The organism is Aureispira sp. CCB-QB1 (genome assembly GCF_000724545.1).
In the GTDB taxonomy this organism is placed as follows: domain Bacteria; phylum Bacteroidota; class Bacteroidia; order Chitinophagales; family Saprospiraceae; genus Aureispira.
Window position 1 is genome coordinate 121,320 of the sequence record NZ_JHBV01000032.1, and the last position, 17,462, is coordinate 138,781.

A 17,462-nucleotide genomic window follows, 5' to 3' on the forward strand; every position below is an offset into this window, starting at 1 on the left:
ACTTCAAAACTAAAACCATTACTATGAAATATTGGAGTATATTTTTGATATTATTTTTGAGCCATCTAATAATGGCACAAACCGAACATAGTGCTTTACTTGATGGTACTATTGCTTATGAAAAAGGAGATTTTGAAACAGCGACTAAAAAGTTTGAAAAAGCCTTAGAGCGCAATAGTAGTTCTTTGAAAGGTAATTTTAATTTGGGAAATAGCTTATATAAGCGCCAAAAGTACGATGAGGCAGCGACTTATTACCAAAATGCAATAGAGGCAGCCGAAGGAAATAAAGAAAAAGCACAGGCATTTTATAATTTTGGAAATACGCGTTTGGCACAAGCTAAACGCAGTATGCAACAACAAGGACAGGGACCTGCTATGTTGGATGAAAAAGGACAAAAACATTTAAAGGAAGCAATTGATTCTTACAAAAATGCTTTGCGAAACAATGCCCAAGATTATGATGCAAAGAATAATTTAGCAACTGCTTATAAGTTATTGCGTCAACAGCAACAACAACAGCAACAACAACAGCAAAATAAGGAGCAAAACCAAGATCAACAAGATCAGAAAAATCAAGATCAGAAAGACCAAAAAAATCAACAAGATAAACAGGAAAATCAGCAGGATAAGCCATCTGAAAAACCTAAGGAGAATCAGCCAATTGATAATGAAAATCAAAAAAATCCAGCTGATTTAGAACCTCAAGAGATGTCTAAGGATGAAGTTGATCGTTTGCTAGAAATTATTGAGCAGGACGATAAAAAAGTACAAGAGAAATTGATGAAACGCAAACGTTCTAAAACCAAGAAACCAGAGAAAGCTTGGTAGCAGGAGGGTAGTCTTGTGTCAAATTCTTATGTTTTTAGCTTGTATCTCATCCAAATCAGTCGTATCTTTACTTGCTTGCAGGTGGTAATCGTCCGTTAAAACCTTGTTAAGCAGGTCTTTTTTTTCTGTTTGAGCTTATTTTTTGCTTAAAATTAGAATTGAAAAAAGACCTAAATTTTTAGACATTATCAAAACTAGAAAACTATGAACAATCAACTATTTTTAATCCTGTTGGGATTACTAACGGGTTTTTCATGTGTTGCTCAAGAAGAAAAGAGCAGTTCTTTTTTTGTGGAAGTAGCTTACGATACCATTGCTTTAGAGGAGCAATTTGAATTGAAATTTACTTTAAAAAATGCAAAGGCAATTGCCTCTTTTGAGCCTCCAGCGTTAGAAGGCTTTCAATTGCTTGCTGGACCAATGACGAGTCAATCAATGTCTATTATTAATGGAGATATGACACAATCCATGTCGTATACTTACATCCTAAAGCCAATGGATTTAGGTGTTTTTATTATTCCAGCTACTACTATTGAGACAGAAACAGGTATGTTGTTATCCGAGGATATTGCTGTTGTTGTTGTTGAGAAGATCGAACACCCTCATCGCAACAACCCACTCAATAATGCTTTTCAAGACCCATTTGGAAATAATCCTTTCTTTAATGATCCTTTTTTTAATCAAGGAAGAAGAAATCCTAGACAAGGAATGGATGAGATGTTAAAAAGTTTTGACGACATGTTTAAAACATTGCCGCCAGAGTATTATCCACAGCCTGCTCCAAAAGAAAAGCCTAAAAAGAAAGAAAAGGTTTACAAAATATAAGGTTCTTAATGAAGTTTTGTTTGAGTTTCTGAGGCTTGCCGTTTGTCTAATTAAATGAGCTGATCTATTGATTAGAGCAAATAAAAAATAGCGAAGTCAAACAATGATTATAATATTAGATACACTATTCAACAAGAGAATTAAAGCACTAAACTAGATTTGAAGGCGACGAAATTATCCAACATACTTTTATTTTTGCTTACGACACTGTCTTTTTCATGGAGTTGGGGGCAACAAGTTAGCTTTGAAGCTATTTGTAATGCAAGAGAGGTGCTGGTTGGGAACCCTTTTGAAGTGACTTTTCAATTAAAAAATGCAAAAGTTAAAAAAATAGACCCACCAAGTTTTAATGGCTTGGAAGCGCAAGGCCCTAATATTGGGCAATCGTTTTCTTATGTTAATGGTCGAAGTTCTACCAATGAATCGTATAGTTATTATGTGGTTGCTAATAAACCAGGAACGTACAAAATTGGTGCAGCTAAAGTAATTACTAATAAAGGAAAAACGTTAAAAAGCAAGCCACTGACTGTAAAGGTAGTAGATAGACCAAGCACAGAAGACAATTCAGACTTGGCGGGCAAAGTGTTTCTACGAACAGAGTTGAGCAATACAGATGCTGTAGTTGGAGAGCAAGTGACGGTTGATATACGAATTTATACGCAGGTGGGAATAGAGCAAACAGAGATGGTAAAAGAGCCTACATTTGAAAATATGTATTCTCATTATCTTAGAAGTTTTGCGGATCGCCCAGAGATTGTTGTTGTGGAAGGAGATCAATATTATACACAGATTATTCGAAGAATTGTTGTGTTTCCCTCCAAGCCAGGAACAATCGTTGTAGAACCAGCTATTCTGAATATAGGAATAGCATCGAATCAGGGGGGAGGACTTTTTAATCCTTTTGCAATAGAATCCTATACCATTAAAAGTTTGCCAGTAGAGTTAAATGTAAGTGAACTAGGAGGAGTAGCTTCGGGGTTCTCTGGTGCCGTAGGGAATTATAGAATGCAAGCGCATGTGTCTAAGAATAAAATCACTTCTGATGATGTATTAGAGTTGACGCTTCGTGTACGTGGACAAGGGGATATTAAGCAGGTTTTGGCTCCTAATATTGGGGTTGATAAAAAGTACTTTGATCAATTTAAACCTAATATCAACGAAGATATACGAGAAGGTGGGGGATTGTTAGGAGGTGTCAAGGAATTTCAATATGTATTGACTCCAAAAGCAACAGGAACCTTTACCGCAAATCCAAAGTTTGTTTATTTTGATTCTAAAGAAAAAAAGTTTGTAACCATTGATACTTCAATTACTATTGAGGTAGTGCCAGGCAAAAGTAACTTGCCTACCAAAGCAGAACGGGATGCAGCTGGTGACCAGCCACTCGTAATAAAAGAAACAGAATCAATGGACTTAATGAGTTTTAAAGCGCCTTTAAAAACAGCTCAATTTTCAAGAGAAAAGAAGGGAGTTTTTTTAGGGTCTGTATTGTTTTGGGGACTGGCAATTTTTCCATTTATAGCGCTCATTGCTTTTTTACAATGGAAGAAAAAATATGATGATTTGAATAATATTTCAGACAAGGAACGGAAACAGAGAAATGCAGGTTCAGAAGCTTCTATTCGCTTGCAAGCAGCTAAAAATGCTTTGGATCTCGATGATTCTAAACTGTTTTTTAATGAAATTTCTAAAGCGTTGTTGGGCTTTGTAAGCGATAAGTATCATATACCAACAGTTGAATTGACGAAAGATAACGTGCGACAAAAACTAGCCGCTCAAGATATTGCGGATGAAAAAATTGATTCATTGGTAAGTATTTTGCAGACTTCAGAAATGGCACTTTTTGCAGGCTTGACGAATCACGAATCCATGGAAAAGGTGTATCAAGAAAGTACGGATTTAATTCAATTAATGAGCTAAAATACCAATTAGAGATGAAAAAGAGTTCCTTGTTGTGGAAAGTTGTGCTGCTGTTTGTATTGGTAACAGAATGGGCTTTAGCCAACGATTCAACAGCTACTGATTTTGCCAAAGCTGTTCAGGCACAGGAGAATGGTCAGTACAAAGAAGCAATAAAACTATACGAACAAATATTAGAAACAGATATGGTTTCTCCTGCTTTGTATAATAATTTGGGCTTGGCTTATTATAATAACAAACAGCTTGGCTTTGCTATTGTACAGTTTGAACGAGCATTAAAGTTGGCTCCAGAACATACCGATGCGAAACATAACTTGCAAGCAGCACAACAACGGATAGAAGATACTTATAAGGCACCCGAAGCCTTATTTTTTGTGCAGTGGTGGCATTCTATTGTAGGGGCATTTAGTTCTACAGGTTGGGCTGTTTTGTTTTTGTGTTTAATTTTTATGGGAGTAACAGCTGTTGTTGTTTGGCAATGGCAACATCAATCCTTATTTAAAGGAATCGCTATTCTTTTCTTTTGCTCTAGTTTTTTTCCATTGATTTGGGGCTTCCAACAAAAGGAATTAGAGACAAGCTCCAACGCTGCTATTGTTGTTAATGAACAAATAGGTCTGCGCCAAGAGCCAGACTTGTCTAGCGAAGAAATAGAATTGGTTTTTGAAGGAGTAAAAGTATCTATATTAGAGGTACAAGATAGTTGGACGCATATAGAACTACCCAATCATTTGATAGGGTGGGTACCTAGCACTATGTTAGAACAAATTTAAGGAGATATTTAGTCGGGCTTGGGAGTTGCAAAGCGTATCTTTCTGCTGCCCAACATCCATTCACCTGTACGAATGCCCTGTTTGTACTGACCTTTTTCTATAATAGCTCCGTCAAAATTATACAAAACCCATTCGCCATCTAGTTTATTTTCTTTGATATTAAATATCAAACTTACTGGATGAGTAATCTGACTTTTTGATGTTTTGCAAACATAAGGATCTTTTTTTAGAGGAGAAAATTGATAGGTTCCATCTGGTTTCTTTGTAATAATTTCCATGAAACGTTTGTATCGGGTATATTTTTCCTGCTGATTAGTTTGCCCAACACTTCTTGAACATTGAGAGGAATAAGTATGTAGTTCTCCATTGAATTCGTAGCCAAAAATTAGACAAGTATCACCAATTGGTGCTCTAAAACCACAATCTCCCCTTGAGGTTAGAATGTCGATTTCTGTGGTTGCTTGTTGCCCTTTGTAATAATACTGGACAGAAAAAGTAAGTTGAAGTTGTTCTGCTTGGGTTTTGGATTGTTTTAATACGCCTTCAAAAATGACAGAACTAATAAAATCACTTTTCTTCTTGATAACCAATCCCTCAATCTCTTCTACAGGAACATCCGTCTGAAAGCAATCACAAGAGCAAGCATGTGCGTGATGGTTGATAACAAGAATTATGAGTGCTACAAAAAAATAACGAATCATAGTGGTGGATATTAATGGAGTAAAATAACCCTCTTAAACAAAATGGAATATGACAAGAAGAGTTAAGCAAATATTCAACCAAAAAACGACAAAGGAGATGATTATTAAATGAATGCGTGACTGTTTACATTTATAAAATAAGAAAAGCCTACCACGAATGATAGGCTTTTCCAAATAGATTACTAAAAAAAGTAATACTTAAGCTAATTTTACTTCTACAGCATTTAGCCCTTTTCTACCTTCTTCAGTCTCGTAATTTACTTTATCTCCTTCGCGAATATCGTCGATTAGTCCATTTACGTGTACAAATACGTCTTTTCCTCCGTCATCTGGAGTAATAAATCCGTATCCTTTTGATTCATTGAAGAATTTAACTGTTCCGTTGTTCATCATTAAAAATTTAAAATAAATAAAGCACAAAAGTAATTTTATATATTGACAACTTCTAATTTTTGACTAAAAAAAAACATTTATATTGTATTTGGTGTAAATCTTTTAAAATCAATTTTTTATACTTTATATTAATTTTATTTGCTTAAAATGCAAAAGACTAGTATTTTAACTCTTTTCTATTGGTGCGTTTGAGCAAGCTAATAACTTGCTTGTAGAAGCAGAAAAGAAGATTTGAAAAGATGAAAAACATTGGGTATCTTCTAGACTTTTTAACTATTAAAACAATTGTATTATAAATGATTGTTACATTATTACAAAAGAAAAATCGTGTCAGTTTAGCTGCGCTGCTACTTCGTGGTACTTCGTGAGCGCTACGCTTTTAGTTAACTGCGTTACTAAGTACTAACTTCTATTGCGTGGGTTCAACGAACTATTTTAGAATTGTACTTACAATAAAAATTAGCATGATGCATGGAATTATAGCAGCAGGGCATAAAAAAACAGCCGAAGCTGCAGGAATAATCTTAAAAGACGGAGGAAATGCTTTTGACGCAGCTATTGCTGCTTTTTTTGCCTCTTTTATTAATGAACCCTGTATGAGTTCAGCGGGAGGAGGAGCTTTTGCCAATATCTTGACTGCTGAAGGGCAATCTATATTTTTGGATTGTTTTTGTCAAACTCCCAAGAGAAAACGACCTATTTCAGAAGTCGATTTTGGTCCAATGGTTGTAAATTTTGGCTCTACAACAGAAACTTTTCATGTTGGTATGGGGTCTATAGCTGTTCCTGGAATTATTGCAGGGATTTACTATATACACGAGCATTTTGCTAGTCGTCCCATGTCTGTTTTGATAGAACCTGCGTTAGAGTTGGCTCGAAAAGGAGTAGCGATTAATGATTTTCAGTTCTTTGATATTCGTGTTTTAGAAGCAATTATGACCAAAGAGGAAGAATCTAGAAAAATTTTCTACCCAGATGGAAAGCCAATACCCGTAGGAAGTCTTTTAAAAATGCCTGCCATGGCCGATTATTTAGAATTCTTAGTTAAGGAAGGCAAGCGGGAATTTTATGAGGGTGAATTTGGGCAGCGTTTGGTTGCTGATAGTAAAGCAAAAGGTGGCTTTTTGACAGAAAAGGATTTATTGGAATATGAGGTGAAGGTAAGTAGACCCTTGTCATTCAAGTATCGGGATAAAACTATTTTGACCAATCCATTGCCTAGTATGGGAGGAACACTCTTAGGCTTGGTCATGCGAAAACTAGAGAAGCGATACCAGCAAAATTATCAGGCTTTTAGCAAAGAACATATTCAAACGTTGCAACAAGTCATTGATGAAGTTTTTAGGATAGAGCGAAGTGTGACCAATCTAAATAAAAAATGGGGCAGTACTTCTCATTTTAATATCGTAGATAAGCAGGGAAATGCAATTAACATCACTATGTCCAATGGAGAAGGTTGTGGGTATATGGTTCCTGGGACAAATATTATGCTCAATAATATGTTAGGAGAGGCGTCGCTGTTGCCAAATGGCTTCCATTCGTGGACACCTGATACGCGCCTGTCGTCTATGATGGCACCTACTTTGGTTTTGGATGCAAATGGTAGGTTTGAAATTGCTATAGGAACTGGTGGCGCAAGTCGTATTCCTGCGGCAATAGCGCAGGTATTGCATTATTTAATTGATTTTAAAATGGATGTTGAGCAGGCCGTTCATGCCGCCCGACTACACAACGAGCATTTAGAGTTAAACCTCGAGCCTGATTTTGTTGGAAAGCATCTTGCTCAAGATTCGTTAAAAGTCATACAATGGGAACAACCAGCCATGTATTTTGGAGGTGTTCATACTATACAGCGCAAAAATAGCAGCTTATACGCTGCTGGAGACACTCGTCGAGAAGGCTTTGCTTTAGAAGTTTAACGAAGTCTTAAAGAGTTATTTCGTATTTTTTATTATTTTTGTAAGTCATACCTTTTTAGGTAAAGAGGTTTTTTCTGAAAATAATAGTCCACTAATAGCTCAAACTGCGAGGTAGTGTACAACATCAAGCTAATCTGTTCCTCAAACATAGCCCAATTAGTTGGCTAGTTATCTGTTTAACAAGTATTCGTTTTAGTGGATTGTTACCAAAAGAAATTCAAAATCGTTCTTAAATAACAATAGTTCGTTGAAAAAAAAATATTAGCTTGATAGTCAGTGGTTTTCGAATTTATTGCTTTTGATTGTCAAACTAATATCAATGAACGACCAAAATAAAAAACAATACCTATAGAAGCGTGCTTATTGTGGCTGATAACCTTTTTGAAAAATAGGTATTATTTCATTATCAAATCTAACAAACTAAAAGTGGTTTGTATTAATATATATACGGAATGGGATGTTCGAGTTGTTCGAGTGGTAGCGATGGCACGCCAAAAGGGTGTGGAAGCAAGGGAGGCTGCTCTACTGGTGGCTGCAATAAATTAAATACCTTCGATTGGTTGTCACATATTGATTTGCCTGATTATGGAAGTTATGACTTAGTTGAAGTCAGCTTTAAAAATGGGGCAAGAAAGGAAATTTTCAAGAAACCAGAATTTGTACACATTGCAACAGGTGACCATGTTGCTGTAGAAAGTACAGCAAGTGGATACGATGTAGGAAAAGTGTCGTTGATGGGGGAGTTGGTGCATATTCAACTCAAAAAACATCGTATCAAAGATAATGCGGTGTTGCCCAATATTTTGAGAATTGCTAATGAGCGCGATTTAGAGCGTTTGACAAATGCAAGAGAATCTGAGCGAGAAGCTATGATTCGTGCGCGTGTAATTGTGCGGGACTTAGGCTTGGAAATGAAAATTGGAGATGTTGAGTACCAAGGTGACAAACGAAAGATTACCTTTTATTATACAGCCGATGGACGAGTTGATTTTCGAGAATTGATTCGTGTTTTTGCTAGAGAGTATAAAGTAAAAATCGAAATGCGTCAAATTGGGGCCCGCCAAGAATCGGCTCGTATTGGAGGGATTGGCTCTTGTGGAAGAGAGTTGTGTTGTTCTACATGGTTGACTAATTTTAAATCTGTTTCTACGGTTGCTGCTCGTTATCAAAATTTGGCAATTAATCAGTCTAAGTTGTCGGGGCAATGTGGGCGCTTGAAATGTTGCTTGAACTATGAGTTGAATACGTATTTGGAAGTTTTACAAGAGTTCCCTAAAAATGTGAATAGCATCAAAACCAAAAAAGGAAATGCTATTTTAATTAAAACGGACATTTTTAAGCGAATTATGTATTTTGCTTATCGAACTGAGTTTGGTATTTCGGAAGTACATCAATTGTCTGTGGAGCAAGTAAAAGAATTAAATGCCCAAAACAAAAAAGGTATTTTACCAGAAGATTTAAAAGATGTAACGCAACCCAACACGTTTATCGAAGAGACAGAAGAAATTGGATTTGTGGATGGTGCTGGAAGTTTGGAATTGAAACAATTGGAAACGAAGAAAAAACGAAATCGCAACCGAAATCGTAATAAGAATAAAAATAAGAACAATTCCAATAAATCAAACTCGAATAAACCAGTTGCAAATAAGACCGAAAGCAAGACAGAGAGAACATCCAAAAGCTCTAATAGAAGCAAGAAGTCCAATAATAATCCTAAGACAAAATCAAAACAACAAAATAAAACGGTTAATAAAACAGTTTCTAATAATAAGTCGGGAGATTCCAAAAGAACTACTAATTCAAGACAGAAAAAAGTAAATTCAAATCCCAATAGTAACTCTACGAATTCAAATACAACTCCTAAAAATAAAACGAATTCTAGAAATCGTAACCGAAATAGGAATAGAAGAAAAAATCAAGGACCGAAGTCTAATAACAATGCTAAAAACGATACTAACAACTCCACAAAAAAAGATTAATTTCAACAGTTGCTCTCGGCTATTTTTGCAGTGGGCAACTGTTTTTGTTTTATGCTTAAACCTTGCTAGTTGTAGCACAGTTTACGATCAAACAACTATTATTGAAAATGGTGTCTGGACAGCCGATAATTTTATTGAGTTTGAATTTGAAATCCAAGATACTTCCCAACTGTATGATATTTTTATAGAAGTGAATCATGATGCGAATTATGCCTATCAAAATATTTATTGTTTGGTTGAAACCTTTGAATTAAAGAAGCAGATTCGAGAAGATTTATGTTCTTTGGAATTGGCTGATTCTAAAGGTAATTGGAAAAGTGATGATTGTGGTACGGAGGTTTGCAATCGAAAAATTCCTTTTATTATCAAAACCCAATTTAATCGTCTAGGAATACACAAAATTGTATTCAAACAAAACACTAGGGAAGCTAATTTAGAAGGTATTAATAGCTTAAGATTATTAATAGAAACAACGAATTAAAAGTTCAGTTAATACCATTAGTTGTGAACTAGTATAGTCATATTGTAAAGAATTAATAGTTCGCTGATTTTTTTAATAAAACATAAGAAAGTGTTTTGTATTAGGTTGATAATTAGATTTAAAACCCTTTGCGTTAGAAGGGGATAATACTGATTATCGACCATGTCGTTTAAGCGAACTAATAAAGAATCAGAAGTTTAATAAAATAAAATTACAGTGAAAACATTACCCAATATTATTTCAATTCTTTTTAGCCTACTATTGGTAACTTCTATTTTTGTAGGTTGCGAGAGTCCTACCAAACCTCCTGTTATAGACCCAGATCCTAAGCCAGAACCAGAAGTTTTTGTGCCTAGTTTTGACAAGGACAGTGCTTACTATTTTGTACAAAAACAAGTGGATTTTGGACCTAGAGTACCTGAAACAGCAGAACATAAAGCTTGTTCAGAATGGATAAAGACAACTTTGGAATCATATGATGGATGGGAAGTTAAATTTCAAGATGCAGAAATAGAAGGGTTTGATAATAAACCTATGAAGATACGAAATATCATAGCAACTTATAAACCCGAAGCTGATGAGCGAGTGCTTTTGTGTGCACATTGGGATACTAGACGCATGGCGGATCAAGATACCGAACGAACAGAAGAACCAATTTTAGGGGCTGATGATGGTGGAAGTGGCGTTGGCGTTTTGATGGAATTGGCTCGTACCGTTAGCAAAAATCCTTTAAATGCAGGTATCGAAATTGTCTTTTTTGATGCTGAAGATCAAGGTGAATCAGGTACTCCTAGACCAGCAGAACAAACTTGGTGTTTGGGGGCACAATATTGGAGTCGAAATCAGCACAATATGAAAGTGCAACCACGATTTGGTATTTTATTGGATATGGTTGGTCGTTCTGGAGCACAGTTTCCCAAGGAAGGGGTTTCCTTAGCTCGTGCTGGACAAATTGTAAATATTGTATGGAATCAAGCCTTGGAATTGGGTTTAAATGAATTGTTTGTAAAAGAGAAAGACGATCAATTGATTGATGACCATGTCTATGTTAATGATATAGGAGGCATCAAAACAATTGATATTATCAACCGCCCTGTGTTGAGAGATGCAAATGGCCAAATTGTTATGAATAGAGAAGAAAATCGCCCAGAGCGCCGTTTTGGAGACCATTGGCATACCCACAATGATAACATGCAAATTATAGACCCTTATACGTTGGAATCGGTAGGAGATGTCTTGCTCCATGTTTTGTACAAAGAAGTAGCAGAGTAATGTTTAAAAGATATTAATACGGTTTTTGAGACTACCAAAATAGTAGTATTAAAGCACATTTTTTATCAAATCTTCTATAAGAAAGACCCCTCCTTGGTTGTAAATATTCATAAGTATTTACTAACTTAAAGATTAAACTTAATAATTCTTTTATATACAATGTTTCTATGAAAGAATTGTGGTCCTACATAATTTGTTATTTCACCCAATAAATGAATTTTAATAATGAAAATTCCGAGCTTAATTCTTAAACAGTTATATACTTTTAATAGCTTAGAAAACATTGATGGTGGTGTCCAATTTACAGTCAAAAACCGTTTGAGTGACGCTACATTTGCAGGTTTAAAAGAAGTTAAAATTGATGGACAAAAAGTGCCGCTAGATTCCATAAAACTACATTTGAGCGATGGAACGATACTATCTGCCAAAGACGTTTCTAGTAGCAATCCAATTCAATTTAACTTACGAGAAACCATTAATATGGTTTGTGCTATTCCGCATTTACAAACAGGAAAGTACAAGTTAGAAATAACATTCACAGCAGATCCTTTTGGAGATTTGACTTTAGATGTAGAGGATGGTGTTTCGAAAAAAGATGATTCTAGAGTAACGATTCCTAGAGACAAAAATGACGATTACTCTGATCATGCTATCAAAGAACGTCAAAAATTTACAGAAGATTATACTGGTGCAAAATTAGAGCATGTAACAAAATACTCGTTTGACCCACATACGCTCTCTGGCAATTGTGAGCATTTTACAGGAGTAGCTCAAATTCCGTTGGGAATTGCAGGACCTATTAAAATTAATGGGGAGTACGCACAAGGGGAGTACTTGGTGCCTATGGCAACAACAGAAGGAACATTAGTGGCATCTTATAATCGTGGTATCAAAGTAATGAATCTTTGTGGAGGTGTCAAATGTACCGTAGTGCGTGATGCCATGCAACGTGCTCCTGTATTTGTCTTTGAAGATGCTCGTGCTGCACGTGACTTTGTGGATTGGACAAAGGAACATTTTGCTAAAATAGCCGAAGAAGCAGAAGCAACTTCAAGTGTAGCTCGTTTGCAGTACATAGATCCTTATTTGTCTAACAAATTCGCTTTCTTGCGTTTTAATTACTCCACAGGAGATGCTGCAGGACAAAACATGGTAGGTCGTGCGACCTTTGCTGCTTGTAGTTGGATTTTAGAAGCTTACAAAGAAAACCCAATTAAGCATTTTTACTTGGAGTCTAATTTTGCTACTGACAAAAAGGCTTCTCAAGTGAATATCATGCGTACACGTGGTAAGCGTGTGACGGCTGAAATCGTTTTAAAACGAGATGTACTAATTCAACATATGCGTGTGGAGCCAGAACAATTGGCGTACCACTCTAGTGTATCGAATGTAGGATCAATTTTGTCCGGTGCTAATAATAATGGAGCACATTCTGCCAACGCTATTACAGCTATTTTTATCGCAACAGGACAAGATGTTGCTAATGTCTCGGAATCATCGGCGGCAATCACTTATGCCGAAATCACAAAAGAGGGCGATTTGTATCTTTCTATCACCATACCATCTTTAATTATAGCTACTTATGGAGGTGGTACAGGACTAGCAACACAAAAAGAATGTCTACAAATGCTAGATTGTGTCGGTCGAGACCGTGTCAATAAGTTGGCAGAAATTATTGCTGGCGTTGTTTTGGCAGGAGAGATTTCTTTGGGATCGGCTATTTCTTCTTCGGATTGGGTGTCTAGTCATGAGCAATATGGTCGTAATCGTTAGATGAAACGATTGTTAAGAACGATATAAAATAGAAGGAATTATGCGTTAATCGCATAATTCCTTCTTGCTTTTTGTGCTTTACTGTTTGAGTATTTTGGATGTGTGTGTGCCTTGTTCTGTCTGAATGGTTACAAAATAGATACCTGTATTGTACATCTCTACACCTAGATTGATTTGTTGGGTGCTGCCAAGATCTTGTGTATATAGGGTTTGCCCTGTTGATGCTGTAATTTTTACAGAAACACTATGGCACAAGTGTCCCAAATCAATTGTTATGTTATCTTCTATTGGGTTGGGGTATATAGAAATATTTTCTAAGGTATTCTCTGTTTGTAATACACTCGTTATGCAGGTTGTGCTAAAAGTCGTTGTAGAGTCTATATTTGTCCAATTATTGGTAGAAAATACGGGGTCATCGACTTCTATGCAGGTTAAATTAGGGTTATTGGAGGTGTTAAAAGTATTAAAGTTAGCGTTATTTCCATTCTTGATATTTAATGTGCTTAATTGGTTGTTACTACCACTAAAATTGAACAAAGTAGAGTGTTGACTCAGATCTAAGTTTGTTATTTGATTGTTATAAATATAGAGATTTTGTAAATTTAGATTTTGGCTTATATCTAAATTGGAGAGTTGATTGTTGCCAATATTTAACGTCATTAAATTAGGGTTCTGACTAAGATCAATTGTATTAATTTGATTGAAGTAAACCGCTAAAACTTCTAGGTCAGGGTTTTGATTTAGGTTGATAGTTGTAAAGCCATTTGTATAAGCAATTAATTTCTTTAGTTTGGGATTGTGAGAGACATCTAAATTTAGCAACCAGTTGCCAAAGCAGAGCAATTCTTCCAAATGAACATTTTGACTTAGGTTTAAGCTTTGAATTTGGTTAACACTACAATCTAAAACTCGAAGATTGACAAACGCTTCTATTCCTGTCAAATCGGTAATATTGCGGAGAGAACAGTTGATCGTACCTGTAAATGCAGTAGCTTCACTTATTTGTATTTCATTGTCCCCATTTGTATTAATAGCATTGTTCCCAATTAAATAACTTTTAAAATTAGGATTAGGAATAGTTACGTTTTGTGCTTTGGTGTAAGTTGCGCAAGTGCAGATAAATAATAAAAATAAAGTCCTGAGAGTTTTCATAAAAATGATTTGATGACAAATTAAAAAACGAAGTTGTTTGAAGTTAAAAATACTTCAAACAACTTAATATTTAATATAAAAATTAAACTAGTTCCCCTTACAATATTGACTGACCACATTATTATAACTTATATTGGTACGAGTTAAATTGGGATTGGCAGCATCGTTAGCTCCTTTGGGAGCATCGTAAAAGGCACAGTTAGAAACATCATTAATAGAAACATCGTGGATATTAATAACAGGGTCTGCCCACATATAAATCGCTCCTTTATCGCTTCCTGTATGTTCTATTGTTGCATAGCCAATTTCATTAAAAGGACTTTGAGTAAAGGTAAATTGAATGCCATTCCAAATACCAGAGCGGTCATCTTCGCCTTTAAATTGGATTTTGTTATTGGGAGTTCCCACGGCAATCAAAGCACCTCCATCGTCAATGTGCAATCCTGTTTGAACTTCAAATTCGATTATTGCACCAGCATTGATGGTTAGTTTTCCGCTATTCCCAATTTCTTGATCTCCAAAAATTCCCCCACTAGAAGCTGTTAAACGGTAAGGTATACTAAGTGCCTGCCATGTTTGAGTCGTTTTTATCTCATTTCCAACTCTCATATGTACGTAAGAATTGGTGTTACCAGAAAAAGAATTGGTGGCATCAACAACATTCACATAGTTAGCTCTCATAAGCATCGGGGTATTGTTGTTGTTGAATTTATTGTTCATTAAAGAAGTGATTTGAGCAGACGTATAATTGGAGTTTATCCCATAAGCAGCACTATTCTCAAAGGTACAATTGTCTATTTTAATTTTAGAGTCGGCGTATATTACTAAGCATCCTCTTTCGCCATTGGAGTTAAAGGCATCACTTCCTGCGCCTTTGATGGTCACATGATCTAGTATATTAGCCGTTTTATCGCTATAAACAATAACGCCCAACCAAGCACCAACAGCATTTTCACTAGAACCCATCAAGGTAATTGGCTCGGCAGAAGTTCCTATGGCATTGATACTGCCTGTTTCTTGGATGGCTAAGCCTGTTCCATCTTCAAATTGAATCGTAACACCACTTTCAACCTTTAGATTGGCTGTAACGTCATAATAAGAGCTACCTTTAATAATATAATCTACTCCAGCACAGTGATCGGTTAGGGTTTGGTCTGTTTTAAAATGGCTAAAATCTGAAATGGTAATAGCATCGCAGGGGGTTGGTGGTGGTGTTATTTTACAAGCACCAAAAGAAAGTACCACAAGTGGCAAGGCAATAGAGCAAATTTTTTTAATAATTGGTTTCATTGTTGTTTGGTTTTTTATACAGAATCTTCAACCTGATAAAGCATTGGAACTAAAAAGGGTAATTAAGTTGGTTGAGAATTCTATTTTTTTAATAATAGTTGTTTAGTTGTATCAAAATTAGGATATGTACATTATGAGTACAACATGAATTTTCTCCTTTGTGATGAAAAAAAATGCTGTAATACCCGAATAATAAACGCAAAATGTCAGTGAAAACAATTGAAATACTTAGTGTTATGACTAAGAGTGAATTAAAGCTTTTTGAAAAAAAAGTGATAAATTCACACAAAAGAGTGACACTCAAAAAATTATATTCTTACTTAAAAAAACAGCCTCAAATAGATAAAGAAGCAGCTTTTTTAAAGGTGTTTAATACACCCTATACTTCTAAAAAGGATGCTATTTTTCGCAATGAATTAAGGTTATTGAATCGAGAATTGGAGCTTTTTATAGTAGAACAAGCATGGAAGAAAGGTTTAAGTATCAATTCGGATGAAACGCAACTTAATTTGATAAAACTTTATCTAGAACGAAAGGAGTTTAATTTATTTGAACAAACATGGAAAAAGCTCTACAAGAAATCTAAAGAAGAGGGTTTATTTTCGTTGAAAGTTAAATTAATAGAATTGTTCTTTAGCTATAAAACAACCTCGTCAGAAATTGATATGGACGTGTACTGTGCCATAAAATTATTGTTGGAAGAAGCAATGGAGGCCACTGTTGCCCAAATGCAAGTAGATTATAAAGAACTGGAGTTAAAGCATGCTTATATACAGAGAAATTTATACGTTTTAAATGGGCATAAGTATGACTTCCATCGGGCTAAAACATATTATCGTGTCGTCAACCCTGTGCCGAATGATGATATGATTGCACTTATGGAGTACAATATTCAAAGTTATTTTTTAGATGGATTAGAGAAAATAAGGGTACTTCAAAAAGCGTTGAAACAGGCTGAATTATTGGAAGAACAACATCCTAAGTTAAGGGCATCTATTCCTATGATGAAAATGACCATAGGACTTGAATATTTCTTATTAAAAGAACATAGTAAGGCAGATGTTATTTATGTTTCGGCATTAAAAAATGTAGCGGTACTACATCCTGCTCAAAAATCAATGGTATATTTTAATTACATTTCTAATTTGGTTTGTTTGGGCGATTATCAGAGAGCAATTGAATGGTACGAAAATAGTGGAGAGGACTGGAAAGATTCTCCGCTTGTAACGTATCGAGTTGGGTGGGTGCTGTGTTGGGCATATATCATGATCGGAGATTATGAAAAGCCGATGGATATTCTTTTGGAACATAACATTCAGCAACGACCAGAGAATGATTTTATCTATGCACGTGTATTGTTAACTATTTTGTATTATTCAAGAGGCGAACTGGAACTAGCTGAAAGAGAGGCGTACAATATTATACAAAATGACCGCTACAAATTGGCAAAAGAAGTTGCTTTTATTCAATATTCTAAGCTTATTTACCAACACTTACGAGCAGCTTACATTGCTGATAAAGATAAACGCCGTACTAAATTGCAAGAAATACAAAAGGAATTAGACAAAATGTATGAAACAAAACTTACTTATACATCTACAATGCTACATCGTTGGTTGACAAAACAGAATGAACAGGTAGCCGCTAAAAAAATAATTTGAGGAATCAATATTGAGTTTTATTGAAGATCGGCATCGGTAATGCTAAGCCTACATTCGCAGCTGCCATTTTTACCAGGTTTGATAACTTGATATATCCAATTGGCATCTAGTGTGAGAGGAAAAGAAAGGCTTAATGAGCTATCGGTTGCAATACTAGTCCCTAAACTATCCATACAGTAGGCTATTGGGTAATATTGGCAATCTTCATATTGACGTAAGGAGCCTCCTATGTCATGATCTACATCCAATACATAGCTGGTATTACGAACAACTAAAATGCTATCAAATGTATTGCAAAAAGCGGTGTCTAAATTGATTAGCCAAATGTCTTGATTCGAATTATTGGTGATAATTCGCTTACAATCAACACTTGGGTCACAACTGATTAATAAAAAAAACAAACTGATTAAGACTATATATTTCATAGATATAGATTGTATGGATGGCGTTTTTGTTGAATGTTGCTCTAACGATTGTAAAAGTAGGTTGGATA

Annotated in this window: 15 protein-coding genes; 10 read left to right on the plus strand and 5 right to left on the minus strand. The window is 35.4% G+C overall.

Annotated elements, in window-relative coordinates; all coding sequences use genetic code 11:
• The first annotated feature begins 23 nt into the window (after positions 1–23).
• From CG11_RS17465 to CG11_RS17480, 4 genes are all read left to right on the plus strand, one after another.
• Positions 24–830 carry a tetratricopeptide repeat protein gene (locus tag CG11_RS17465; RefSeq protein ID WP_052598096.1) on the plus strand — a complete coding sequence of 269 codons (807 nt, stop codon included), beginning with the start codon at positions 24–26 and terminating at the stop codon, positions 828–830.
• Positions 831–1,034: 204 nt separating this feature from the next.
• The gene (locus CG11_RS17470) at positions 1,035–1,655 is read left to right on the plus strand and encodes a BatD family protein (RefSeq protein ID WP_052598097.1); all 621 of its coding nucleotides are present in this window, start codon (positions 1,035–1,037) and stop codon (positions 1,653–1,655) included.
• A 195-nt stretch (positions 1,656–1,850) separates the two neighbouring features.
• Positions 1,851–3,575, plus strand: coding sequence for a BatD family protein (locus CG11_RS17475; RefSeq protein WP_052598098.1), 1,725 nt, complete (start codon positions 1,851–1,853; stop codon positions 3,573–3,575).
• Positions 3,576–3,589: 14 nt separating this feature from the next.
• Entirely contained in the window at positions 3,590–4,348 is a 759-nt protein-coding gene (locus CG11_RS17480) for an SH3 domain-containing protein (RefSeq protein ID WP_052598099.1), read from the plus strand.
• An 8-nt stretch (positions 4,349–4,356) separates the two neighbouring features.
• Here the strand turns inward: CG11_RS17480 and CG11_RS17485 are convergent, their stop codons facing one another.
• Entirely contained in the window at positions 4,357–5,049 is a 693-nt protein-coding gene (locus tag CG11_RS17485; RefSeq protein WP_052598100.1) for a hypothetical protein, read from the minus strand.
• Between the two features lie 198 nt (positions 5,050–5,247).
• Complete coding sequence (locus CG11_RS17490; RefSeq protein WP_052598101.1) at positions 5,248–5,439, minus strand: cold-shock protein; 192 nt, start codon at positions 5,437–5,439, stop codon at positions 5,248–5,250.
• A 467-nt stretch (positions 5,440–5,906) separates the two neighbouring features.
• Between CG11_RS17490 and CG11_RS17495 the strand changes: the two genes are divergently transcribed.
• The 5 genes from CG11_RS17495 (at position 5,907) to CG11_RS17515 (ending at position 12,866) form a co-directional block, all read left to right on the plus strand.
• Positions 5,907–7,361 (plus strand): gamma-glutamyltransferase, encoded by a 1,455-nt coding sequence (locus tag CG11_RS17495; protein WP_063833138.1) that lies wholly within the window; start codon positions 5,907–5,909, stop codon positions 7,359–7,361.
• A gap of 452 nt (positions 7,362–7,813) precedes the next feature.
• The gene (locus tag CG11_RS17500; protein ID WP_063833139.1) at positions 7,814–9,340 is read left to right on the plus strand and encodes a regulatory iron-sulfur-containing complex subunit RicT; all 1,527 of its coding nucleotides are present in this window, start codon (positions 7,814–7,816) and stop codon (positions 9,338–9,340) included.
• Positions 9,300–9,821, plus strand: coding sequence for a gliding motility lipoprotein GldH (locus CG11_RS17505; RefSeq protein WP_052598102.1), 522 nt, complete (start codon positions 9,300–9,302; stop codon positions 9,819–9,821). The genes CG11_RS17500 and CG11_RS17505 overlap by 41 nt, the downstream gene beginning before the upstream one ends.
• 216 nt (positions 9,822–10,037) lie before the next feature.
• Positions 10,038–11,093 (plus strand): M28 family peptidase, encoded by a 1,056-nt coding sequence (locus tag CG11_RS17510; RefSeq protein WP_052598103.1) that lies wholly within the window; start codon positions 10,038–10,040, stop codon positions 11,091–11,093.
• 225 nt (positions 11,094–11,318) lie between these two features.
• Positions 11,319–12,866: a hydroxymethylglutaryl-CoA reductase gene (locus tag CG11_RS17515; protein ID WP_052598104.1), complete on the plus strand. Its 1,548-nt coding sequence runs from the start codon at positions 11,319–11,321 to the stop codon at positions 12,864–12,866.
• A 78-nt stretch (positions 12,867–12,944) separates the two neighbouring features.
• On the opposite strand, the gene CG11_RS17520 is transcribed toward CG11_RS17515, so the two are convergent.
• Together CG11_RS17520 and CG11_RS17525 are read right to left on the minus strand one after the other, a co-directional pair.
• A complete protein-coding gene (locus tag CG11_RS17520) occupies positions 12,945–14,018 on the minus strand; it encodes a T9SS type A sorting domain-containing protein (RefSeq protein WP_052598105.1) in 1,074 nt (357 codons plus the stop codon).
• A gap of 87 nt (positions 14,019–14,105) precedes the next feature.
• A complete protein-coding gene (locus tag CG11_RS17525) occupies positions 14,106–15,308 on the minus strand; it encodes a hypothetical protein (protein WP_052598107.1) in 1,203 nt (400 codons plus the stop codon).
• Positions 15,309–15,544: 236 nt separating this feature from the next.
• Between CG11_RS17525 and CG11_RS17530 the strand changes: the two genes are divergently transcribed.
• Positions 15,545–16,969, plus strand: a complete 1,425-nt coding sequence (locus CG11_RS17530) for a hypothetical protein (protein WP_156039815.1) — start codon at positions 15,545–15,547, stop codon at positions 16,967–16,969.
• 17 nt (positions 16,970–16,986) lie between these two features.
• On the opposite strand, the gene CG11_RS17535 is transcribed toward CG11_RS17530, so the two are convergent.
• The gene (locus tag CG11_RS17535; RefSeq protein WP_052598110.1) at positions 16,987–17,394 is read right to left on the minus strand and encodes a hypothetical protein; all 408 of its coding nucleotides are present in this window, start codon (positions 17,392–17,394) and stop codon (positions 16,987–16,989) included.
• Positions 17,395–17,462 lie beyond the last annotated feature (68 nt).